Genomic DNA, 18,664 nt, shown 5'->3' with positions numbered 1-18,664 from the left:
TCCCTTAGCTGGCCTGTTCGACCAGGCGCCGAAACAAGTGCCGCTGCTGCGACAGATATAAAAGAAACTCGGGATGCCACTGCACGCCGAGCACAAACGAAAGAGATGGGTCTTCAACGGCTTGAATCAAGCCATCCTGATCGCGAGCCACCACCTTCAACCCTTCTCCCAGTCGATCCATCGCCTGGTTATGTAGGCTGTTGACGCGCCCCGGAGCCTGCGACCAATGCCCCAACCATCGACTGTCACTTGCAACCCGGAGGTTTTTGGTCGGCAATAAGGTGCGACGGTTGGATGTGCGCCGACGACGTGAACGAATGTCCTGAAAAAGCGTACCGCCGCGCCGAACATTTAACAGCTGAGCACCACGACATATTCCCAATAACGGGCAATCGCGTTCCAGTGCCGCATCGATGATGGCGCTTTCGAAGGCATCGCGTTGCTCATCATACTTGGGCATGACTTCCGGTTCTTCGGCATAGAGCACAGGATTGATATCGTGCCCGCCGGTGATAACCACCGCCTGAAAATCATCCCGCCAGTGATCGCCCGGTCGCAATTGCAGCGGTTTACCACCGGCCATTTTGATCGCCAGAGCGACACAAAAACGAGGACCGATAGCGCCTTTAGTCGGCCCGGTTATGGCGACGATGGGTGCAGCCATTGCGCCTCCAATTGTGCGACCCAATCTTTAAACCAACGCTTTAATGGATTGCGTAAATGGCTTCGAAATGCAGCGCTGCAATCGGCCAGGCGCGCTTCATCAAATGCCAGAAATTCCACCTGGCACCAATCATCCCAGGCCAAGGCTGGGCTCCAATCGCTGCGTTGAATCTGGCAATCCGGCAAGCGGTAATGAAAGGTCGGTCGGGCTTTGATCAGGGGATCATCGGTCACTGCCCGGACCCGTGGCTCATCCAGTTCGGTGAACAGCGGCAGCATATCCAGTGGCCGGTTGCGGGTGGGGTTCCAATGCAGATAATCATCGATCAGGGTGGCCAGATCGGGACGATAATCGGGCGCTAAGAGGTGGCGAATATAATCACGCGGGAAGGCATCGATATAGGGCGTGACGCGGCGCGCAAAATCGGTTTGATCGCGTTGTTTAAGCCACTCTTCCAGACAGACAAAGGCCTGCAAATAACGCCGGATAGTATCGGCATCGAGCGCCGGTAATTCCGGGTTGAATTGCAGCCCAAAGGCATTGGTCAGTTGGTCGGAGGAACCCTTAGCGCCGGCGTCATGTAAACGCTGGCTCAGTCGTTCAACTTCATTCAGCCGCGACAAGGGCAACGGCGGACTGACCAGCTCCAGCGGCACAAAGGGCTCGGAAACGCGATGCAGCATCGACTCCAGTCGCTGCTTCATTTCATCGCCCCATTCGCCTTGCTGATATTCCTGTTGCCCCATTTCCTTGAGCAGCCGGAAATCGACTTCCACTTCCCAGTCACCGGCTGAATCGCCGGTCAACCGATACTGATAACGACCTTCAGAACTCAGTGTCAGGTCTAATTCATCGGCAATCAGTTGTGCCAGTTGTGTTAATGGCACGCCATTCATTTCGATCTCGACGCCGACACGACGTTCCTCACCAGACTCAGTTTTGGTGCTCGGCAAATCCACGATCACGGTCTGTTCTCCTTAGGGGTCCAAGCTTGCGCCTCACCTTCCAAGCGCGGATCAGCCGCACCACGCCAGCCGTCCGAATAACGCTGAAGCGCATGCACACCGCTGGTCAGTGAACGAAGGTCGATTGGGTGGCCAAAGTCGCGTAAGGCTTGCGACCAGTTTTCCGCCGCGGTTCCAGCTTCAACTTCCACCGTTCGACCATTGTACAGCACGTTGGGCAAGGCTATGGCTTGTTCAACCGGCAAGCCCCAGTCGAGCGTGGCGATCAGTGTCTTGAGGACATAACCGATGATGCGGCTGCCGCCTCGCGATCCCACGACCAACACCGGCTCGCCGTCGTCATCAAAAACCATTATCGGCGTCATTGATGAGCGCGGACGTTTGCCAGGCCCGGGGGCATTGGGATGCACACCAAAGTCGGCCTGGGCATCGAAGGTAAAGTCGGTCAGTTGATTGTTGAGCACAAAACCGCCGGCCATCATCCGCGCGCCAAAAGGTTTTTCGTTGGAACTGGTCAGCGCCACGATATTGCCCTGGGCATCGACCACACTGAGATGGGAGGTGCCGTCACGTACCGGGCTGTCCGGTAGCGAAAAAATCGCTTCGTGTTGCTCTGATTCCGGCTCGCCATAATGAATAATCGAGCGCGCCCGCGGCCCAATTAATTGAGCACGAGCAGCCAGATAATCCTCTGCCAACAGCGCCTCAACCGGCACGTCCACGACATCCGGATCGCCGACGTAGCGGTTGCGATCGGCAAAGGCCAGACGGCTGGCTTCGAGGATCCAATGCCAGGCTTCAGGATCATCCGGACGACGTACCTCCAGCGGAAAATATTGCAGGATGCCAAGCGTTTGCAACACAGCAATGCCGCCGGATGATGGCGGACCAAGAGTGCATAAATGCCACTGTCGATAAGGCGCGCAGACAGCCGGTCGCTGCTTGGCCTGGTAGTGATCAAAATCGCTTTGCGTCAGATCGGATGGCCAGATCAAACCCCGGCTGGCGCGTCCAATAATGGCTGATGAAATAGGCGGCCGATAAAACGCCTCGGCGCCCTCGCTTGCCAGACGATCCAACGTATCTGCCAGTTCCGGATTCACCAGATGCGACGGTTGCTGCGCTTGCTGAGCGCGAAAATAACGCCGCGTATCGGCAAACAGTCGCAGCGAAAAATCCCGCTCAATTTGCTGCGATAAACGTACCGGCATAGGCACTCCCTGGCGCGCTGCTTGCGCCGCTGGAGCCACCAGGTCGGCCCAGGGTAAAACGCCGTGCTCGCGGTGCACCTGCCCTAATAAAGCCGGCAAACCCGGCACGCCGACGGCACGGCCGGTCGGCACAGCAGCGAACCAGGGAACGGGGAAATTCAACAGGGTAAATCGATCGGGATCGGCTGTTTGCGGAGCGGTTTCGCGGCCATCATAGAAATGCACTTGTTGATCGGCGGCGCGGTAATGCAACAGAAAACCACCACCACCCAAGCCGGTTTCCGGCGCTTCGACAAAGCCAAGCATCAGCGCCATGGCGACCGCTGCATCGACGGCATTACCGCCGTTTTTTAACACCTCCAAACCGACCGCCGTGGCCAGCGGATCGGGCGAACTGATGGCAGCGCTTCCCAAGGCTGAAACCTTGGGTGTCAGATCGATGTTCTGCTCAGGTTCAGCGCAGGCAAACAGCAACAGGCACAGCGAAATCGCCAGCGATAAGGGTCTCATTCAAAGACCGCTGTCGCCGTCGTACTTGGGCAAGCCATCGTCGTATGGACCGGACCAGGCCGGACGATCACCATAAAAAATATGCTGAACCGGTGCGCTGCCGGGTTCTTCATCCAAGACGCCCAAGGCGAGGCCCAGTATCTGAGGACGTTCATGGTCGACAAACAGCAAAGTCGAACCACAGCGACCACAGAAAACCCGACTGGCAATGACGGAGGATCGGTAAGTCACTAACAGCTCTTCACCTTGCTCATAGTGCAAATCATCGCGCGCCACATTTATGTAACTGCCGAAGGCTGCGCCGTGTTGCTTGCGACACATCTGGCAATGGCAATGACTGGCGGTGTTGGGTTGCAGCTTGGCGCTGATCTGCACGCCGCCGCACAAACAAGAAGCCCGGGTCATGGCAGTCACCTCAAAGATCAGCCAGCGCCGCCTTAATCTGCGCGGCCTGTGATTTCAGTTGTTCGGTGTCGGCCATCTCACTGCCGTGCGGTTTGCGCAGGTCGGCAATGGAGCCGGGAATGATGTGAAAGTGCACATGCGGCACCGTCTGACCGGCGCCTTTGCCGTTTAATTGAAACAGCACGATGCCCGGTGCATCGAAGGCTTTTTTCACCGCTGCGCTGACGTTACGCACGGTGCGCATCCAGGCCGCGCTGGCGTCATCCGTCAGATCAAAAATAGTTTCGGCGGCCATTTTGGGAATGACCAAAGTATGACCTTCGGCCTGAGGCATGATGTCCATAAAGGCCAGGGTGTCATCATCTTCATACACCTTGATGGCGGGGATTTCCCCGCGCAGCATCTTGGCGAAAATATTGTCCGAGTCATAGGCCATGGTAAGCTCCGCACACTGAAAAGGTTGCGCCAGCTTAGCGGATTTCCCGGCGGCACAAAACGGCGCACCGCTTATCAAGGAATTGTGCATGACCGTCTTCAACCTGGGTTCGATCAATATCGACCACCTCTATCGCGTGGACCATTTTGTCCGCCCCGGTGAAACCCTCGCCTCGACTGACTATCGCACTGTCTTAGGTGGCAAAGGTGCCAATCAATCCATCGCTTTGGCGCGTGCCGGTGCTAAGACGCAGCATATTGGTGCGATCAGCCAAGCCGATGCCTGGGTCATCGAACAACTGAGTGAGGCCGGCGTCAGTACCGATCACATCGCTCAACTCGACGCCGCCAGCGGCCACGCCATCATTCAACTGACGGCGGCAGCCGAGAATTCCATTTTGCTCTACCCTGGCACCAATCATCAGCTGAGCAATGCGCAAATTGATGCGGCCTTAAGCGATGCCAACTCAGGCGATTGGCTGCTGCTGCAACACGAAACCAATGCCTTGGCCGAGGCCATGGATAAAGCCTCCGCCCTTGGTTTGCGCATCGCTTTTAACCCGGCGCCCATGGTGGCTGATGCGGTCAAACCGCTGCTGGCGAAAGTCGATTTGCTGATCGTCAACGAAGTCGAAGCTATGGATCTGACCGATACCGACAGCGTCGAAGCGGCTGAAGCCGCTCTGCTGCGTGACTATCCGCAGTTGCGCATCCTGTTGACGCTGGGCAGCTTAGGTGTGGTGCATATCAGCCCGGACGGTCGTCACAGCGTACCGGCCTATAAAGTCGAGGCCGTCGATACCACGGCCGCTGGCGATACCTTTATCGGCTATTGTCTGGCGGCCTTGGCCGAGGGTCTGGACGTTAGCGCTGCGCTGCGTCGTGGCAATGCTGCCGCCGCTCTGTGCGTCACCCGGCTGGGCGCTTCTGTCTCTATACCCAACAAGGCTGAGGTCGATGCTTTTCTCAGCGAACATCAGGATTGAACCATGACTCAACGCATTATTATCGACACCGATCCGGGCATCGACGACGCCATGGCAATCCTCTTTGCCTTCCGCTCACCGGAGCTTGAGGTCATGGGTCTGACCAGCATTTTTGGCAACGTCAGTGCCGAACTGGGCGCACGCAATGCGTTAACGCTGTGCCAATTGGCCGGCACCCAGGTTGCTGTCGCCCAGGGTGCCACCGTGCCGCTGGGGATGCCGCCGCGTCCGCACTCTGATTATGTGCACGGCACCGATGGCTTCGGCAATATCGATTGGCCTCAGGCTGAAGGCGTTATCGACCCGCGCTCTGCTGCTGAGTTTATTGTTGAATCGGTCAATGCTTACCCGGGCGAAATCACGCTGATCCCACTCGGCCCGCTGACCAACCTGGCTTTGGCGCTGGAACTCGATCCGGGCATCACTGGCAAAGTCAAAGAAGTGGTGTTGATGGGCGGGGCGGTGCATGAAACCGGCAACGTCAGCCCGGTCGCCGAAGCCAACATCATCAACGATCCGCACGCTGCCGACCGGGTGTTCGGCGCCGACTGGCCGGTGACCATGATTGGTCTGGATGTCACTCATCAGGTTCTGCTGAAAACCACCGTTATGGAACGCATCGAAGCAGCCAACCCGGTCCAGGGCGGCTTTCTGAATAAGGCCGCGCAGCACTATTTCGATTTTTATCGGGCCGCTCTGGGCGTCGACGGCTGCTATTTCCACGACGCGGCAACCATTGCCTACGTGCTCGACCCCAGTCTGTTCGGTTGCCGTCATGGCCGTATTCGTGTCGCCACCGAAGGGCTGGCCTTGGGTCAAACCATGATGGCACCGGAAGGTCGCGACTTCCCAACCGAAGGCTGGGCCGACCGGCCGTTAATCAAGGTCGCCTTTGAGGTGGACGACGTGCGCGTGCTTAAGCTGTTCGAGCAACGCCTGTCGGACGCTTCCTGATGTTCGATCTGGTCTGGTGGCTGTGCGCCCTGGCATTGGCCGCCGGTTGCCTGATTCAAACCGCGCTCGGTTTCGGCATGGCGGTATTGGCTGCGCCCATTATTGTGGTGCTGCGCCCTGAATGGGTGCCAGTGGTGCTGACGGTCACCGCCTTGGTGCTGTCGTTAATGAACATCTGGCATCTGCGTCACGATATGCAAATTCGCGCCATGCTGGCACCCATCATCACGCGCATTCCCGGCACCATCGTCGGCACCTGGATTCTGCTGCAACTGCCGGTGCAGGCGCTGCAGTTGCTGGTCGCTGGCGCGGTGTTACTGGCGGTGCTGATCAGCGCTTTGGGCCGCGCCTTTGAAGCCACGCCGACCCGCCTGGGCATGGCCGGTTTTGTCTCCGGTGTGATGGGCGCTACCACCTCCATTGGCGGTCCACCCATGGCGCTGGTGATGCAGCACGGCAAAGCCCGCACCATCCGCGCTAATCTGGCGTTCTATTTTGCCTACAGCTGCGTGTTGTCGCTGGTTAGTTATCAATTTGCGGGTTTGTTGACGCCCAGGCTGTGGCTGGAAAGTCTGTCTTTTGTGCCCGCCGCCTTGCTCGGCTTTGCGCTCGGTCGACTGTGCCAGAACTGGGTCGACAGTCGCTTCCGTCCCCTGCTGCTGATTCTGTGTTCACTTTCTGCCGGTATGGCGATGTCTGGAGCCGTATTCTTCCATAGCTAAAGCGATGTAAGGCTGTAAGACAGTGGTCAAATCGCTGTGCTAAGGTGGCGCTCTGCGCGCATCGCTGGAGGGAGCATGAACAATCCCAAGCAAAGCCTGATCTGGATGAGTCTTTATCTGGCCATCGTCTTAGCCATCTGCGGTCTGATTTACCAACCGCTGAGCCAGGCTTTTATGGCCAACTGGGTGTTCAACGGTCTGATTCTGGCGGTGCTGCTGGCCGGCATCGTGATGAGTTATCGTCAGGTGGTGCGCCTGCTGCCGGAAATGCAGTGGGTGGCGCGCTTTCGCACCGGCCGTGGCAATGCCTATGGCAATGTGTCCCCCAAACTGCTCAAACCTCTGGCGCGCCAACTGGGCGACGATCTGCAACACGAACGAGTGACGCTGTCGCCGATGTCGCTCACCACCCTGCTCGATGGCGTGCGCTCCCGGCTCGATGAAGCGCGCGAACTGTCGCGCTATATGATCGGCCTGCTGGTCTTCCTCGGTCTGCTCGGTACCTTCTGGGGTTTACTGGGCACCATCGATGCCATTGGCAGCGTAATCCTCGATCTGAACCTCGGTGACCGGCCCTTTAACGAGGTGTTCCGCGATCTGCAGGCCGGTCTACTGGAACCGCTCGACGGCATGGGCACCGCCTTCAGTTCTTCGTTGTTTGGCCTGGGTGGTTCGCTGGTGCTGGGCTTTCTCGACATCCAGGCCGGCCACGCCCAGAACCGCTTTTTCAACAGTCTGGAAGAATGGCTGACCGGCCTGACGCATCTGGTCGACATCAACAGCGACAACGCTCAATTGCTGACCGATGCGTTATCGCCGGAAGAGTTGGTCGAACAACTGCAACGGTTGGAAGCCGAAAACCGCCAGCTCAAACGCCAACTCGGCTTTACCGACGAGCCTTAATCTATGGCCAGCCGTCGTCGCCCGTCCACCGCTTTAAATATCTGGCCCGGCTTTGTCGATGCGTTATCGGCCTTGCTGCTGCTGCTGGTATTTGTGGTGATGGTGTTTACTCTGGCGCAGGTTTTCCTGGCACAGACGGTGGCCAACCGCGACGATCAACTCAGTCAATTAAACGCTCAGCTAGCCGATATCGCTGCCGCCTTGCGCCTGGAGCGCAGCGATAACGAGCAGCTGCGCTCGGCGCTGGAACAAAGCCAGACGCGCAGCGCGGAACTGACTGCCTCCCTCGCTGCTTTACAGACCCAAAGTGAAGACGATCAAGCCCGATTGGCAGCCCAGCGCGACGACCTGGCCGAGTTAAACGAGCAAAATGAAGACCTGGCAGCGCAACTGACGGCTCGCGATGAACGCCTGAATGAATTGGCATCGAGCCTCGCCAGCAGTCGCCAATCACTGGATGAAGAACGAACGCTCTCTGCCAGCGCCCGCGCCGAAGTGGAACGCCTTAACCGCCAGATTGCACAGTTGCGTGAGCAGCTCGATGTAATCAGCGCCGCCCTGGCCGCCGAAGAGGCCGCCAGAGCAGCCAGCGAGAGCGAACTGGCAGACCTGGGGGAGCGCTTGAATACCGTCCTGGCGCAACGTGTTAATGAGCTGGAGCAGTACCGCTCAGAGTTTTTTGGCCGGCTGCGCCAGGTGTTGGTCGACAACCCCGATATCCGTATCGAAGGCGATCGTTTCGTGCTGCCGTCGGAACTGTTTTTTGAATCGGCCTCGGCCACGCTCGGCGAGGATGGCCGAAGCGAACTCACCAAGGTCGCTAACACCCTGATTGCCGTTGCCGATGAAATACCTGCCGATCTGGGCTGGATACTGCGTATCGATGGCCACACCGATCGTCGCCCGATCAGTACTGAACGCTTCGCCTCGAACTGGGAGCTGTCGACCGCCCGCGCCGTTTCTGTGGTGCGCTATCTGGCCGAACAAGGCATTCCCGCTGAGCGCCTCGCCGCTGCCGGCTTTGGCGAACATCACCCACTGGACCCGGCAGACACCGAAGCGGCATTTGCGCGCAACCGTCGCATTGAGATTAAATTGACCGAGCGTTAACCAGCCATTGCGGCATTTGTTTCGATCGCCCCCTTCTTTTACCATAACCGCCCTTTTTTTGATCGATAGCAACCATGATCCGAGCCCTTTTGAGTAACCTTCACGGTGCCATTGCTGCCATCGCCCTCGTGGTTTACACCCTGACCGTGGGGGTCTTCCTCTATCTCTTTATTGCGCTGCGGGCGGTTATCCGCTTTCGCGCCACGCGTAACTTCTTTCAAACCGCACTGGCTGAAGTCGCGATTGTCTGGATGGCGGGTATTCAGTGGTGGATGCGTACTTTTCATCGCACCCGCTGGAATGTCGAGGGTCTTGGCCAGCTCAATCCCAAAGGCTGGTATCTGGTGACGGCCAACCACCAGTCCTGGGCGGATATTTTTGTGTTGTTCCGAATGTATAACCGCAAGATTCCGTTGCTCAAATTCTTTATCAAGAAAGATCTGATGCTCGTGCCGGTTGCCGGCCAGGCCTGGTGGGCGCTGGACTTTCCCTTTATGCAGCGGTATTCGAAATCTTATTTGAAGAAACACCCGGAAAAAGCCGGGCAAGATCTGGAAGCGACCAAAAAAGCCTGTGAGCGATTTTCTGAGACGCCCACCAGTGTGATGAACTTTATTGAAGGCACGCGTTTCAGCCAGGAAAAACATGATCAGCAGAAGTCACCCTACCGACACCTGCTAAAACCCAAAGCCGGTGGTTTGGCATTTACCATCGCCGCCCTGGGCACCAAGTTCAGTGCCTTGACCAATGTCACCATCGCCTATCCGGCGGGTGCTCCCACCTTCTGGGATATGATGTGCGGGCGCATGCGGGAAGTTATCGTGCGGGTGGAAGAGATCGATATTCCGGCGCATTTCACCAAGGGCGATTACCAGAACGACCCCAGCTTCCGCATAGAATTCCAGCGCTGGATCAGTCAAATGTGGGAACGCAAAGATCAACTGCTGGACGAAATACTTTCTAACCACCCCAAGTAATGCTGGTTAAACCACTGCTGATAGCGCCGGGCCTCGGCGTTGGCGCGATCATGCAGGATATTGACGACTTCAATAGCCACCAGCGCCATCGTCTGCAACACCTGGCGCACCAGCCTGGTCTCTGAAAACGGGCAGGCCGGCCAGGTTGAGCGATACAAGCGGACGTACTCGGTTACCACCGGTTCGCCCGACAGCCCCGGGATCAACGGCGCCAGATCAATCGCCGGCGAACCTCGGCCGAGCCGCTCCCAATCGAACAACACCGCCTCACCGTTAGCGCGACGCCCCCAGTTGCCATGATTACTGTCACCCGAGATCAGTAGCTGTGGCGCCAGCAAGGCATCAACCTCCTGATAGCAGGGCTGCAATTGCTGTCGAATCGGCGCTCTCTGTTCAGCCGGAAAATGCACTAGGGCACGCTCGAGTTGTTGCGTTGTCCAGTTGAACCGAAACAGACAGTCACTGGGAACGCTGATCGACTGGGCATGCAGGCGCGACAGCGAACCGAGCAGGTCAGCCTTAAGCGTTTCATTGGCGGCGATGGGGTTGGGAATCCACTCCAGCAAAACGGCGTCACCTTCCCAGCCCAACACCTCGGGAACTAAAGGTCCCTGAAAGTCTGAACGGTGAGTCAGGTAGCGGTAGAAATAATCTTCAGTGCGGGTCAGCGGGCCTTTACGTATGGCCACTCGACCATCGACAAGCTGCTGCTCTACCCGCGCTTGGCCCATGGCCGATAAATCAGTCGAGCTCACCACCGGCTCCGTCTTGCTGCCAACGCGCCAGACGCTGCTGATCGCTATCGCGCGACGACACCCAATGACTGCCGTTGGGGGTTTTCTCTTTCTTCCAGAAGGTCGCTTCGGTTTTCAGATGATCCATGATGAATGCAGCGCCGTCGAACGCGGCTTGACGGTGCGGGCTGGATACGCCAACAAAGACGATGGCATCCGACGGATACAGCTCGCCATAACGGTGAGTAATACGAATTCGATTCAGTGGCCAACGCTGGGCGGCACGCTCGGCAATGTTGGCCAGCGTTTTTTCGGTCATGCCGGGGTAATGCTCCAGATGCAGACCGGTAATGGCTTCGCCGTCATTCATATCGCGCACCCGGCCGACAAAGAACACCACGGCGCCATCTTCACGGTTGCCGGCACAGAGTGCATCGTATTCCTGCTGGATATCGAAGGCTTCCGCCTGCACGCGTATCACGCGCATGGCGTCGTTAGCCACCGGTCACCGGCGGAAAGAACGCCACCTGATCACCGGGATTGAGGTCGACATTGCCATTGACCACTTCTTCGTTAACCGCCCGGGTCAACGGCTGTTGCAGTGCTTCGCGCCAATGAGGGTGTTGAGTTTGCAGCCAGTTCATCAGGCTGTCGAGATTGGGTGCCTGATCGGCCGGAATGGCGATCTCAGCAATACCCAGTTGTTCGCGTAAACGAGCAAAAAATTTCAGTTGCACGGTCTTCATTGATTGTGTCCGGTTGCATGAATGAAACGCACCGGCGGCCCCATGTCCGGTCCCTGGTACTCAGGCTTGCCAGTGCCCGCTCTTGCCACCGCGCTTTTCCAGTACTCTCAGTCCTTCGATGCGCATGGCAGGATCCAGCGCCTTGACCATATCGAACAATGTCAAGGCAGCTATAGAGGCGGCCGTCAGCGCCTCCATCTCCACTCCTGTCTTACCGTCGAGCTTACACCAGCTCTCGATATGTACTCGACCTTGATCCACTTCCAGGCTTAAGTCCACTGCGACCTTAGTCAACATCAGCGGATGACACAGCGGGATCAGCTGTGATGTCTGCTTGGCACCCTGGATACCCGCCACCCGGGCGACCCCAAAGACATCGCCTTTGTGGTGGTTGCCATCAGCAATGCGCTGCAGTGCCTCAGCGTTCATATAAACATAGGCTTCGGCGCGGGCTTCACGAGTGGTCACCGCCTTGGTGGTGACATCGACCATATTGGCGTTACCACGGCGATCCAGATGGCTGAATTCACTCATGCTGGCTGTCCGCTCACCTTGGTCTTGCCTTTCAAATGCGTCACAAAGTTACAGGGTTTATGACGGGCATCCAACTGCTGCGCCAGGATGCCGTCCCAACCGGTGCGACAGGCGCCGGTCGAGCCCGGTAGACAGACCACCAGGGTACCGTTTGCCAAACCCGCCAGCGCACGGCTCTGCACTGTCGAGGTGCCAACGTCCTGATAGGACAGTTGACGAAACAACTCGCCAAAACCTTCGACTTCTTTATCAAGCAACGGCTTAACCGCTTCCGGTGTGGAATCGCGGCCGGTAAAGCCGGTGCCGCCAGTCAGTAACACCACCTGAATCTCATCGCTGGCGATCCAGCGTGACAGGTGCATGCGCAGGGCGTAAAGGTCATCCTTCTCAATTTTGCGTTCCACCACCTGATGTCCGGCTTCGGTGGCGCGCTCAAACAACAATTGGCCGGAGGTATCGGTGCTGCTGTCGCGGGTGTCGGATACCGTCAATATCGCCATCTTCAGCGGCACCATCTGGGAAGCAACCTGGCTCATCTGTTCTCCTCTAACAAAAAGCCTCAGCCTCCGATGATGCTGAGGTTGGACGTCGCGCCGCTGTCACCTTCGTGCAACAGATGACTCGGTGCCTTGTGCTGGATCAATTCAACAAGACGTTGTTGCAACTGCGCAGACTCAACGTCTTCCTGCATCCAGGGACGAATATCCAAGCCCTGATCGGTAAACAGACACAGATGCAAGCGACCGGTACTGGACACCCGCAAACGATTGCATGAATCACAAAAATCCGCGCTGTAAGGCATGATCAAACCAATACGGCCGGCGTAATCCGGGTGCCAGAATTCCTCCGCCGGCCCCGCATCACGGGTACGTAATACCGGCTGCCAGCCATTATCCAGCAACCAGTCTTTAACACCCTGGCCACTGCGATGATGTTGCCGGAAAAAGACCTGCTGATCGCCGGTCTGCATCACTTCGATAAAGCGCAGCGTCACCGGAGTCTGTTTCAGCCAGTGCAGAAAGCTGGGCAGTTGATCGTCCAATCCCCGCATCAACAAGGCGTTGACCTTGGTATTGACGCCCAGCTCGATAGCCCGGTCGATGCCGGCGAGCACTTCCTCGAGGCGATCATGGCCGGTTATGTCATGGAATTGTTGCCGATCAAGGCTATCGATCGACACATTCAACTGGGTCAAACCCGCCTGCTGCCAGCGCTCAATATGCTTGGGCAGTTTGTAGCCATTGGTGGTGATCGCGACCTGGCGAATTCCCGGTGTCGCTGCGGCCATCTCAATGATCTGTGGCAGATCGCGACGCAAACTGGGTTCGCCACCGGTCAAGCGGACTTTTTCGGTACCCAGGGCGGCAAAAGCCGTCAGCGTTTGGCGCATTTCAGACAGGCTCAGGAAGGCGTCTTCAGGACGTCCCTGATAGCCATCGGGCAGGCAGTATTGGCAACGAAAGTTGCACACGTCAGTAATCGACAGTCGCAAATAGTAGAAGCGACGGCCTAGAGCATCTTGCAGCATGTTCCACCTTTCCAAAGTCGGGAGGCGAGGCAGTTTCCCGCCGCACCCTGTCGTCCATCGCAATGAACGAGGCCCGACAGTCGTATTACGCCGTTAGCGTAACTTAGACCGACCGGGCTCGGTGAGGTTCCATGAGTTTAGTGCAGACGACAGACGGTGACCATGGGTGCGTCGGGTTCAGACAAATTTCATGTTGTCTTCGAACACCTTGTCACCGGTGTTGTCTACTGGAGGCAGGTGATAGCTCTGGCGTAAGGTGTCGCCATCGAAGGAGTGCAGGTGGACATCAAAGCCCCATAAGCGATGCAAATGCCGTAACACTTCCTCGGCATCCTGATTCAGCGGGATATTGTTGTGCCTCCGGTGATGCAAGGTTAACGCACGGTCACCGCGCAAATTAACATCGACGACCTGAATGTTGGGCTCACGGTTGGACAGGTTGTACTGCTCGGCCAGCAAAGCGCGCAATTTGCGATAACCCCGTTCATCGTGAATGGCACTGATGCGGTATTCGCTCTCATCTTCGTCATCGAAAACGGCAAACAGATGCATGTCACGCATCACCTTGGGCGACAGAAACTGCTGAATAAAGCTCTCGTCCTTGAAGTTTTCCATCGCGAAATGCAGCGTATCGAGCCAGTCACTGCCAGCGATTTCCGGGAACCACTCGCGGTCTTCCTGAGTCGGTTCCTGGCAGATACGCTTCAGGTCACGGTAGATATTGAAGCCCAACGTATAAGGGTTCAGCCCTGAGTAGTAAGGCGAATCATAAGGCGGCTGAAACACCACGGCCGAATGGCTGGCGAGAAATTCCATCATAAAACCTTCGGTGATGTAGCCTCGGTCATAGAGTTCATTCATCAGGGTGTAGTGCCAGAAACTGGCCCAGCCTTCGTTCATCACCTGGGTCTGACGTTGCGGATAAAAATACTGCGCCAGCTTGCGCACAATGCGCACCAGCTCGCGTTGCCAGGGCTCCAGCAAGGGCGCGTTCTTCTCAATAAAGTAAAGCAGATTTTCCTGGGGTTCCGCCGGATAGTGGGACTGTTGTTTGGCCTCGGATTTATCTTCCGGCGTCGGTATGGTGCGCCACAGCAAGTTCACCTGTTGCTGCATATAGGCTTCGCGTTCTTCCTGACGAGCACGTTCCTCAGCGGCCGAAATCGGCGATGGTCGTTTATAGCGATCGACACCATAATTTTGCAGGGCGTGACAGGAATCCAGAATACGCTCAACCTCAGCAACGCCATAACGCTCTTCACACTGGATCACATAATTCTTGGCGAACACCAGATAATCGATAATGGCAGTAGCGTCAGTCCAGGTCTTGAACAGATAATTATTTTTAAAAAAAGAATTGTGGCCGTAGCAAGCATGAGCGATCACCAGCGCCTGCATCGGCATGGTGTTTTCTTCCATCAGATAAGCAATGCAGGGGCTGGAATTAATCACGATTTCATAGGCCAGACCCATAAAGCCACGCTGATAATTCTGCTGCGTTTGCAGAAACTGTTTGCCGTACGACCAATGGTGATAGCCAACCGGCATGCCAATGGATGAATAGGCATCCATCATTTGCTCGGAGCTGATGATTTCAATCTGATTGGGGTAGGTATCGAGCCGGAATTCCTGAGCGATATCAGCAATAACGGCGTCGTATTCCTGGATCAGTTCAAAGGTCCATTCGCTACCGGTGGAGATCGGTTTGTTGGTCATGCGGATTTCCTCTGAAACAACTGGCGGAACACCGGATAGATGTCGCCCGGATCGATAATCTGCTCCATGGCAAAATGCTCAGGGTGTTCCGCCCGGACATCTTCGTAGGCATACCACAACGCCTGGTGATCACGTGGGGTGATTTCGATATAGGAGTAATACTGCACCAAGGGCATCAGATAGTTGGCTAGTAAATCCTTACACTGTGGCGAATCATCATTCCAGTTGTCGCCATCCGATGCCTGGGCAGCATAGATGTTCCAGGCACTGGGCGGGTAACGGTCTTTAATCACATCATGCATCATGCGCAGGGCACTGGAGACTATGGTGCCACCGGTTTCCCGACTGTAGAAAAACTCTTCTTCGTCCACTTCCTTGGCGCTGGTGTGATGACGAATAAACACCACTTCGATTTTTTCGTAATTGCGGCGCAAAAACATATAGAGTAACAGGAAAAACCGTTTCGCCATGTCTTTGGTGTTCTGGGTCATCGAACCCGATACATCCATCAGGCAGAACATAACGGCCGCATTGCTTGGAATCGGTACCTTCTCGCTGCGGTTATAGCGCAGGTCGAAATCATCAATAAAGGGCAGCCGTTTTATTTTGGTTTCCAGTTGCTGTTTTTCTTCCAGCCAGTCGGCTAATTGCTGACCATCGCGCAGGGCTTCGTCTTTCGCCTCTTCCTGCTCAATTAAAGCCTTCAGCTCTTTAACGCGACGACGCGACTTGCCGCTTAAAGCGATCCGCCGGGCCTGGGCGTTACGCATGGAACGGACGATGTTGATGCGGTTGGGCACACCCTGACTGGTAAAGCCGGCCTGACGATAGACAAAGTCACTCATCTGCTTGAGGTCTTTGCGCACCAGGTTGGGCAGCTCCAGATCCTCAAACAGAAACTCCAGAAACTCATCCTGGGTGATGGTGAAGGTAAAATCATCCAGCCCTTCACCGCTGTTCGACGCCTGACCACCCTGCCCCTGGCCGGAGCCGCCCTGAGGTTTGCGCACCCGATCGCCAGTGCTGAATTCCTTATTGCCCGGATTAACGGTGGTTCGGGTTCCGCCCTGGCCGTGACCAAAGACCGGCTCATGAATATCTTCTGAGGGAATAGAGATGGATTCGCCGTGCTCCATATCGGTTATGGAGCGTTTATTCACGGCTTCATTGACCGCTTTTTTGATGTGCTTACGGTAACGTTCGAGAAAACGACGCCGATTGACGGCACTCTTATTCTTGCCGTTTAGGCGGCGGTCAATAACATAGCTGTTGATCATAGCTCGACCTCATGCAGGGCCTTGCGGCCATCAGAGTCGAATGTTGGCCCGGTCGTTGGTTGCACCGGGCCGACAAGGTTCAGGATGATTTACGCACTCGCAGATACCATTCACTGAGCAAACGCACCTGCTTTTCGGTGTAGCCGCGATCGGTCATGCGACGTACAAAATCCTGATGTTTTTTCTCGTCATCTTTGGACGACTTGGCTGAGTAGGAAATGACCGGCAAGAGGTCCTCGGTATTGGAAAACATTTTCTTCTCGATCACCGCACGCAACTTCTCATAACTCTGCCAGCTCGGGTTGCGACCCTCGTTGTTAGCACGGGCGCGCAGCACGAAGTTGACGATCTCGTTGCGGAAGTCTTTGGGATTGGAAATGCCCGCCGGCTTCTCGATCTTCTCCAGCTCTTCATTCAGAGCACCACGATCCAGAATTTCCCCGGTTTCCGGATCACGGTATTCCTGATCCTGAATCCAGAAATCGGCGTAGGTGACGTAGCGATCGAAGATGTTCTGGCCGTATTCGGAATAACTTTCCAGATAGGCAGTCTGAATTTCCTTACCGATAAACTCGACATAACGAGGCGCCAGAAACTCTTTCAAATGCGCCAGGTAGCGATCGTGCACCTCCTGCGGAAACTGTTGCTGTTCAATCTGATCTTCGAGCACGTAGAGCAGATGTACCGGGTTGGCGGCAACTTCGGTGGCGTCAAAATTGAAAACTTTCGACAAAATCTTGAAGGCAAAGCGCGTCGACAGACCGTCCATGCCTTCATCGACGCCGGCCGAGTCTCGATATTCCTGGATTGTCTTGGCTTTGGGGTCGGTGTCTTTCAGGTTCTCGCCATCGTAGACCCGCATCTTCGAATAGAGGTTGGAATTCTCCGGCTCTTTCAGACGCGACAACACCGAGAACTGTGCCATCATGCGCAGTGTATCCGGCGCACAATGTGCATCGCGCAACGAGGAGTTTTCGATCAGCTTGTGATAGATATTAATCTCTTCACTGACGCGAACGCAGTACGGCACCTTAACGATATAAACCCGGTCAAGAAACGCCTCGTTGTTTTTGTTATTGCGAAACTGCTGCCATTCCGATTCGTTCGAGTGCGCCAGAATGGTCCCGCTGAATGGAATCGCACTCATGCCTTCGGTGGCGTTGTAGTTGCCTTCCTGAGTCGCGGTCAGTAACGGATGCAGCACCTTGATCGGCGCTTTGAACATCTCGACAAATTCCATCAAACCCTGATTGGCTTTGCACAAGGCACCGGAAAAGCTGTAGGCATCCGGGTCATCCTGCGGATAGTCTTCCAGCTTGCGAATGTCGACCTTACCGACCAGCGCGGATATATCCTGGTTGTTTTCATCACCCGGTTCGGTCTTGGCAACCGCCACCTGATCGATGATGGATGGGTAAAGTTTGACCACCCGGAACTGGGAAATATCGCCGCCGTACTCATGCAGACGCTTGACTGCCCAGGGCGACATGATGGAACGCAGATAACGCTGCGGAATGCCGTAACGTTCTTCGAGAATGCCGCCGTCTTCGTCGACATCAAACAGGCTCAGCGGGCTTTCGTAGACTGGCGATCCTTTGATAGCGTAAAACGGGACCGTCTCAATCAACTGTTTAAGGCGTTCCGCCAGCGACGACTTACCGCCACCGACCGGGCCCAATAAATAGAGGATTTGTTTTTTCTCTTCCAGGCCTTGGGCGGCATGGCGGAAGTAGGAAACGATCTGTTCGATCGGTTCTTCCATGCCATAAAATTCTTCAAAGGCTGGGTAACGGCGAATGATTTTGTTGGAAAAGATGCGACTGAGACGAGAGTCTTTGGCGGTGTCGATAACCTCCGGTTCGCCTATGGCTTTGAGCATTCGCTCCGGTGCCGAGGCGTAAGCCATCGCATCGTCTTTGCACAGCTGCAGGTATTCTTCCAGCGAATACTCTTCATGCTGGCGAGCTTCGTAACGAGACTGATACTGCTTAAATATATCCATCTAGACCCCCTTGAAAGAAACACGGCTTCGGTTCTTTCCCTGAATGATCATGTCATGGATTCATGAAACACCCGAAGGCGTAACAGACATTCACTGGCTTAATGGAGCATTCTTCATGCCAATGCCGAAACCGGATTTTTTACAGTGTTCTACTGCGCCATCTAATTTCTTTCTTTGTCTTGTTCTAGACTAGCGCAGTCGAATCAAGAGTGCTGAATTTTCACGCTTTTTCTGGAGGTCTTTACAGTTCAAGCCTGATAATAATGATAAAAAATAACGCTTGAA

General features: G+C 55.8%; 20 protein-coding genes and 1 riboswitch. Of the genes, 6 read left to right on the top strand and 14 right to left on the bottom strand.

Translation table 11 applies throughout. The features are described 5' to 3' along the window. Nucleotides 1–4 precede the first annotated feature (4 nt). The 5 genes from ACXAE6_RS18510 to ACXAE6_RS18490 are packed head-to-tail and all read right to left on the bottom strand — an operon-like array spanning nt 5 to nt 4,191. A complete protein-coding gene (locus tag ACXAE6_RS18510; RefSeq protein ID WP_475152846.1) occupies nt 5–664 on the bottom strand; it encodes a gamma-glutamyl-gamma-aminobutyrate hydrolase family protein in 660 nt (219 codons plus the stop codon). Then, nucleotides 640–1,629: an amidoligase family protein gene (locus ACXAE6_RS18505; RefSeq protein WP_475152841.1), complete on the bottom strand. Its 990-nt coding sequence runs from the start codon at nt 1,627–1,629 to the stop codon at nt 640–642. Before ACXAE6_RS18505 ends, ACXAE6_RS18510 begins: the two co-directional genes overlap by 25 nt. Then, nucleotides 1,626–3,350, bottom strand: a complete 1,725-nt coding sequence (gene ggt / locus ACXAE6_RS18500) for a gamma-glutamyltransferase (RefSeq protein WP_475152835.1) — start codon at nt 3,348–3,350, stop codon at nt 1,626–1,628. The genes ACXAE6_RS18505 and ggt overlap by 4 nt, the downstream gene beginning before the upstream one ends. Beyond that, on the bottom strand, nt 3,351–3,755 hold the full coding sequence (locus tag ACXAE6_RS18495; protein WP_475152829.1) for a GFA family protein: 405 nt from the start codon (nt 3,753–3,755) through the stop codon (nt 3,351–3,353). Nucleotides 3,756–3,765: 10 nt separating this feature from the next. After that, a complete protein-coding gene (locus ACXAE6_RS18490; RefSeq protein ID WP_475152826.1) occupies nt 3,766–4,191 on the bottom strand; it encodes an HIT family protein in 426 nt (141 codons plus the stop codon). 88 nt (nt 4,192–4,279) lie between these two features. Between ACXAE6_RS18490 and ACXAE6_RS18485 the strand changes: the two genes are divergently transcribed. The 6 genes from ACXAE6_RS18485 (at nt 4,280) to ACXAE6_RS18460 (ending at nt 9,842) form a co-directional block, all read left to right on the top strand. After that, a complete protein-coding gene (locus ACXAE6_RS18485) occupies nt 4,280–5,176 on the top strand; it encodes a ribokinase (protein WP_475152824.1) in 897 nt (298 codons plus the stop codon). Between the two features lie 3 nt (nt 5,177–5,179). Beyond that, nucleotides 5,180–6,130: a nucleoside hydrolase gene (locus ACXAE6_RS18480; protein ID WP_475152820.1), complete on the top strand. Its 951-nt coding sequence runs from the start codon at nt 5,180–5,182 to the stop codon at nt 6,128–6,130. After that, nucleotides 6,130–6,852, top strand: a complete 723-nt coding sequence (locus ACXAE6_RS18475; protein WP_475152816.1) for a TSUP family transporter — start codon at nt 6,130–6,132, stop codon at nt 6,850–6,852. The genes ACXAE6_RS18480 and ACXAE6_RS18475 overlap by 1 nt, the downstream gene beginning before the upstream one ends. Before the next feature lie 75 nt (nt 6,853–6,927). Beyond that, on the top strand, nt 6,928–7,755 hold the full coding sequence (locus ACXAE6_RS18470) for a hypothetical protein (protein WP_475152812.1): 828 nt from the start codon (nt 6,928–6,930) through the stop codon (nt 7,753–7,755). A 3-nt stretch (nt 7,756–7,758) separates the two neighbouring features. Then, the gene (locus ACXAE6_RS18465) at nt 7,759–8,865 is read left to right on the top strand and encodes a peptidoglycan -binding protein (RefSeq protein ID WP_475152808.1); all 1,107 of its coding nucleotides are present in this window, start codon (nt 7,759–7,761) and stop codon (nt 8,863–8,865) included. Nucleotides 8,866–8,939: 74 nt separating this feature from the next. Further along, entirely contained in the window at nt 8,940–9,842 is a 903-nt protein-coding gene (locus ACXAE6_RS18460) for an acyltransferase (RefSeq protein WP_475152804.1), read from the top strand. Here the strand turns inward: ACXAE6_RS18460 and ACXAE6_RS18455 are convergent. From ACXAE6_RS18455 to ACXAE6_RS18415, 9 genes are all read right to left on the bottom strand, one after another. Then, nucleotides 9,803–10,597, bottom strand: a complete 795-nt coding sequence (locus tag ACXAE6_RS18455) for a phosphotransferase family protein (protein ID WP_475152801.1) — start codon at nt 10,595–10,597, stop codon at nt 9,803–9,805. The genes ACXAE6_RS18460 and ACXAE6_RS18455 overlap by 40 nt on opposite strands. Beyond that, complete coding sequence (moaE, locus tag ACXAE6_RS18450) at nt 10,584–11,063, bottom strand: molybdopterin synthase catalytic subunit MoaE (RefSeq protein WP_475152798.1); 480 nt, start codon at nt 11,061–11,063, stop codon at nt 10,584–10,586. Before moaE ends, ACXAE6_RS18455 begins: the two co-directional genes overlap by 14 nt. Before the next feature lie 7 nt (nt 11,064–11,070). Next, nucleotides 11,071–11,322, bottom strand: coding sequence for a MoaD/ThiS family protein (locus ACXAE6_RS18445; protein WP_392806029.1), 252 nt, complete (start codon nt 11,320–11,322; stop codon nt 11,071–11,073). Nucleotides 11,323–11,382: 60 nt separating this feature from the next. Further along, nucleotides 11,383–11,856, bottom strand: a complete 474-nt coding sequence (moaC, locus tag ACXAE6_RS18440; protein WP_475152793.1) for a cyclic pyranopterin monophosphate synthase MoaC — start codon at nt 11,854–11,856, stop codon at nt 11,383–11,385. Continuing rightward, nucleotides 11,853–12,392: a molybdenum cofactor biosynthesis protein B gene (gene moaB / locus ACXAE6_RS18435; protein ID WP_475152787.1), complete on the bottom strand. Its 540-nt coding sequence runs from the start codon at nt 12,390–12,392 to the stop codon at nt 11,853–11,855. Before moaB ends, moaC begins: the two co-directional genes overlap by 4 nt. 23 nt (nt 12,393–12,415) lie before the next feature. Further along, nucleotides 12,416–13,384: a GTP 3',8-cyclase MoaA gene (gene moaA / locus ACXAE6_RS18430; protein WP_475152785.1), complete on the bottom strand. Its 969-nt coding sequence runs from the start codon at nt 13,382–13,384 to the stop codon at nt 12,416–12,418. Continuing rightward, nucleotides 13,373–13,520, bottom strand: a riboswitch (molybdenum cofactor riboswitch). It overlaps the preceding gene by 12 nt. A gap of 41 nt (nt 13,521–13,561) precedes the next feature. Then, nucleotides 13,562–15,100, bottom strand: a complete 1,539-nt coding sequence (locus ACXAE6_RS18425; RefSeq protein WP_475152780.1) for a SpoVR family protein — start codon at nt 15,098–15,100, stop codon at nt 13,562–13,564. Next, on the bottom strand, nt 15,097–16,377 hold the full coding sequence (locus ACXAE6_RS18420; protein WP_392806042.1) for a YeaH/YhbH family protein: 1,281 nt from the start codon (nt 16,375–16,377) through the stop codon (nt 15,097–15,099). The genes ACXAE6_RS18425 and ACXAE6_RS18420 overlap by 4 nt, the downstream gene beginning before the upstream one ends. 79 nt (nt 16,378–16,456) lie before the next feature. Further along, nucleotides 16,457–18,379 (bottom strand): PrkA family serine protein kinase, encoded by a 1,923-nt coding sequence (locus ACXAE6_RS18415; RefSeq protein WP_475152776.1) that lies wholly within the window; start codon nt 18,377–18,379, stop codon nt 16,457–16,459. Nucleotides 18,380–18,664 lie beyond the last annotated feature (285 nt).

The organism is Saccharospirillum sp. ABV4_185 (genome assembly GCF_056159245.1).
This window is presented reverse-complemented; position numbering and strand designations above follow the sequence as displayed.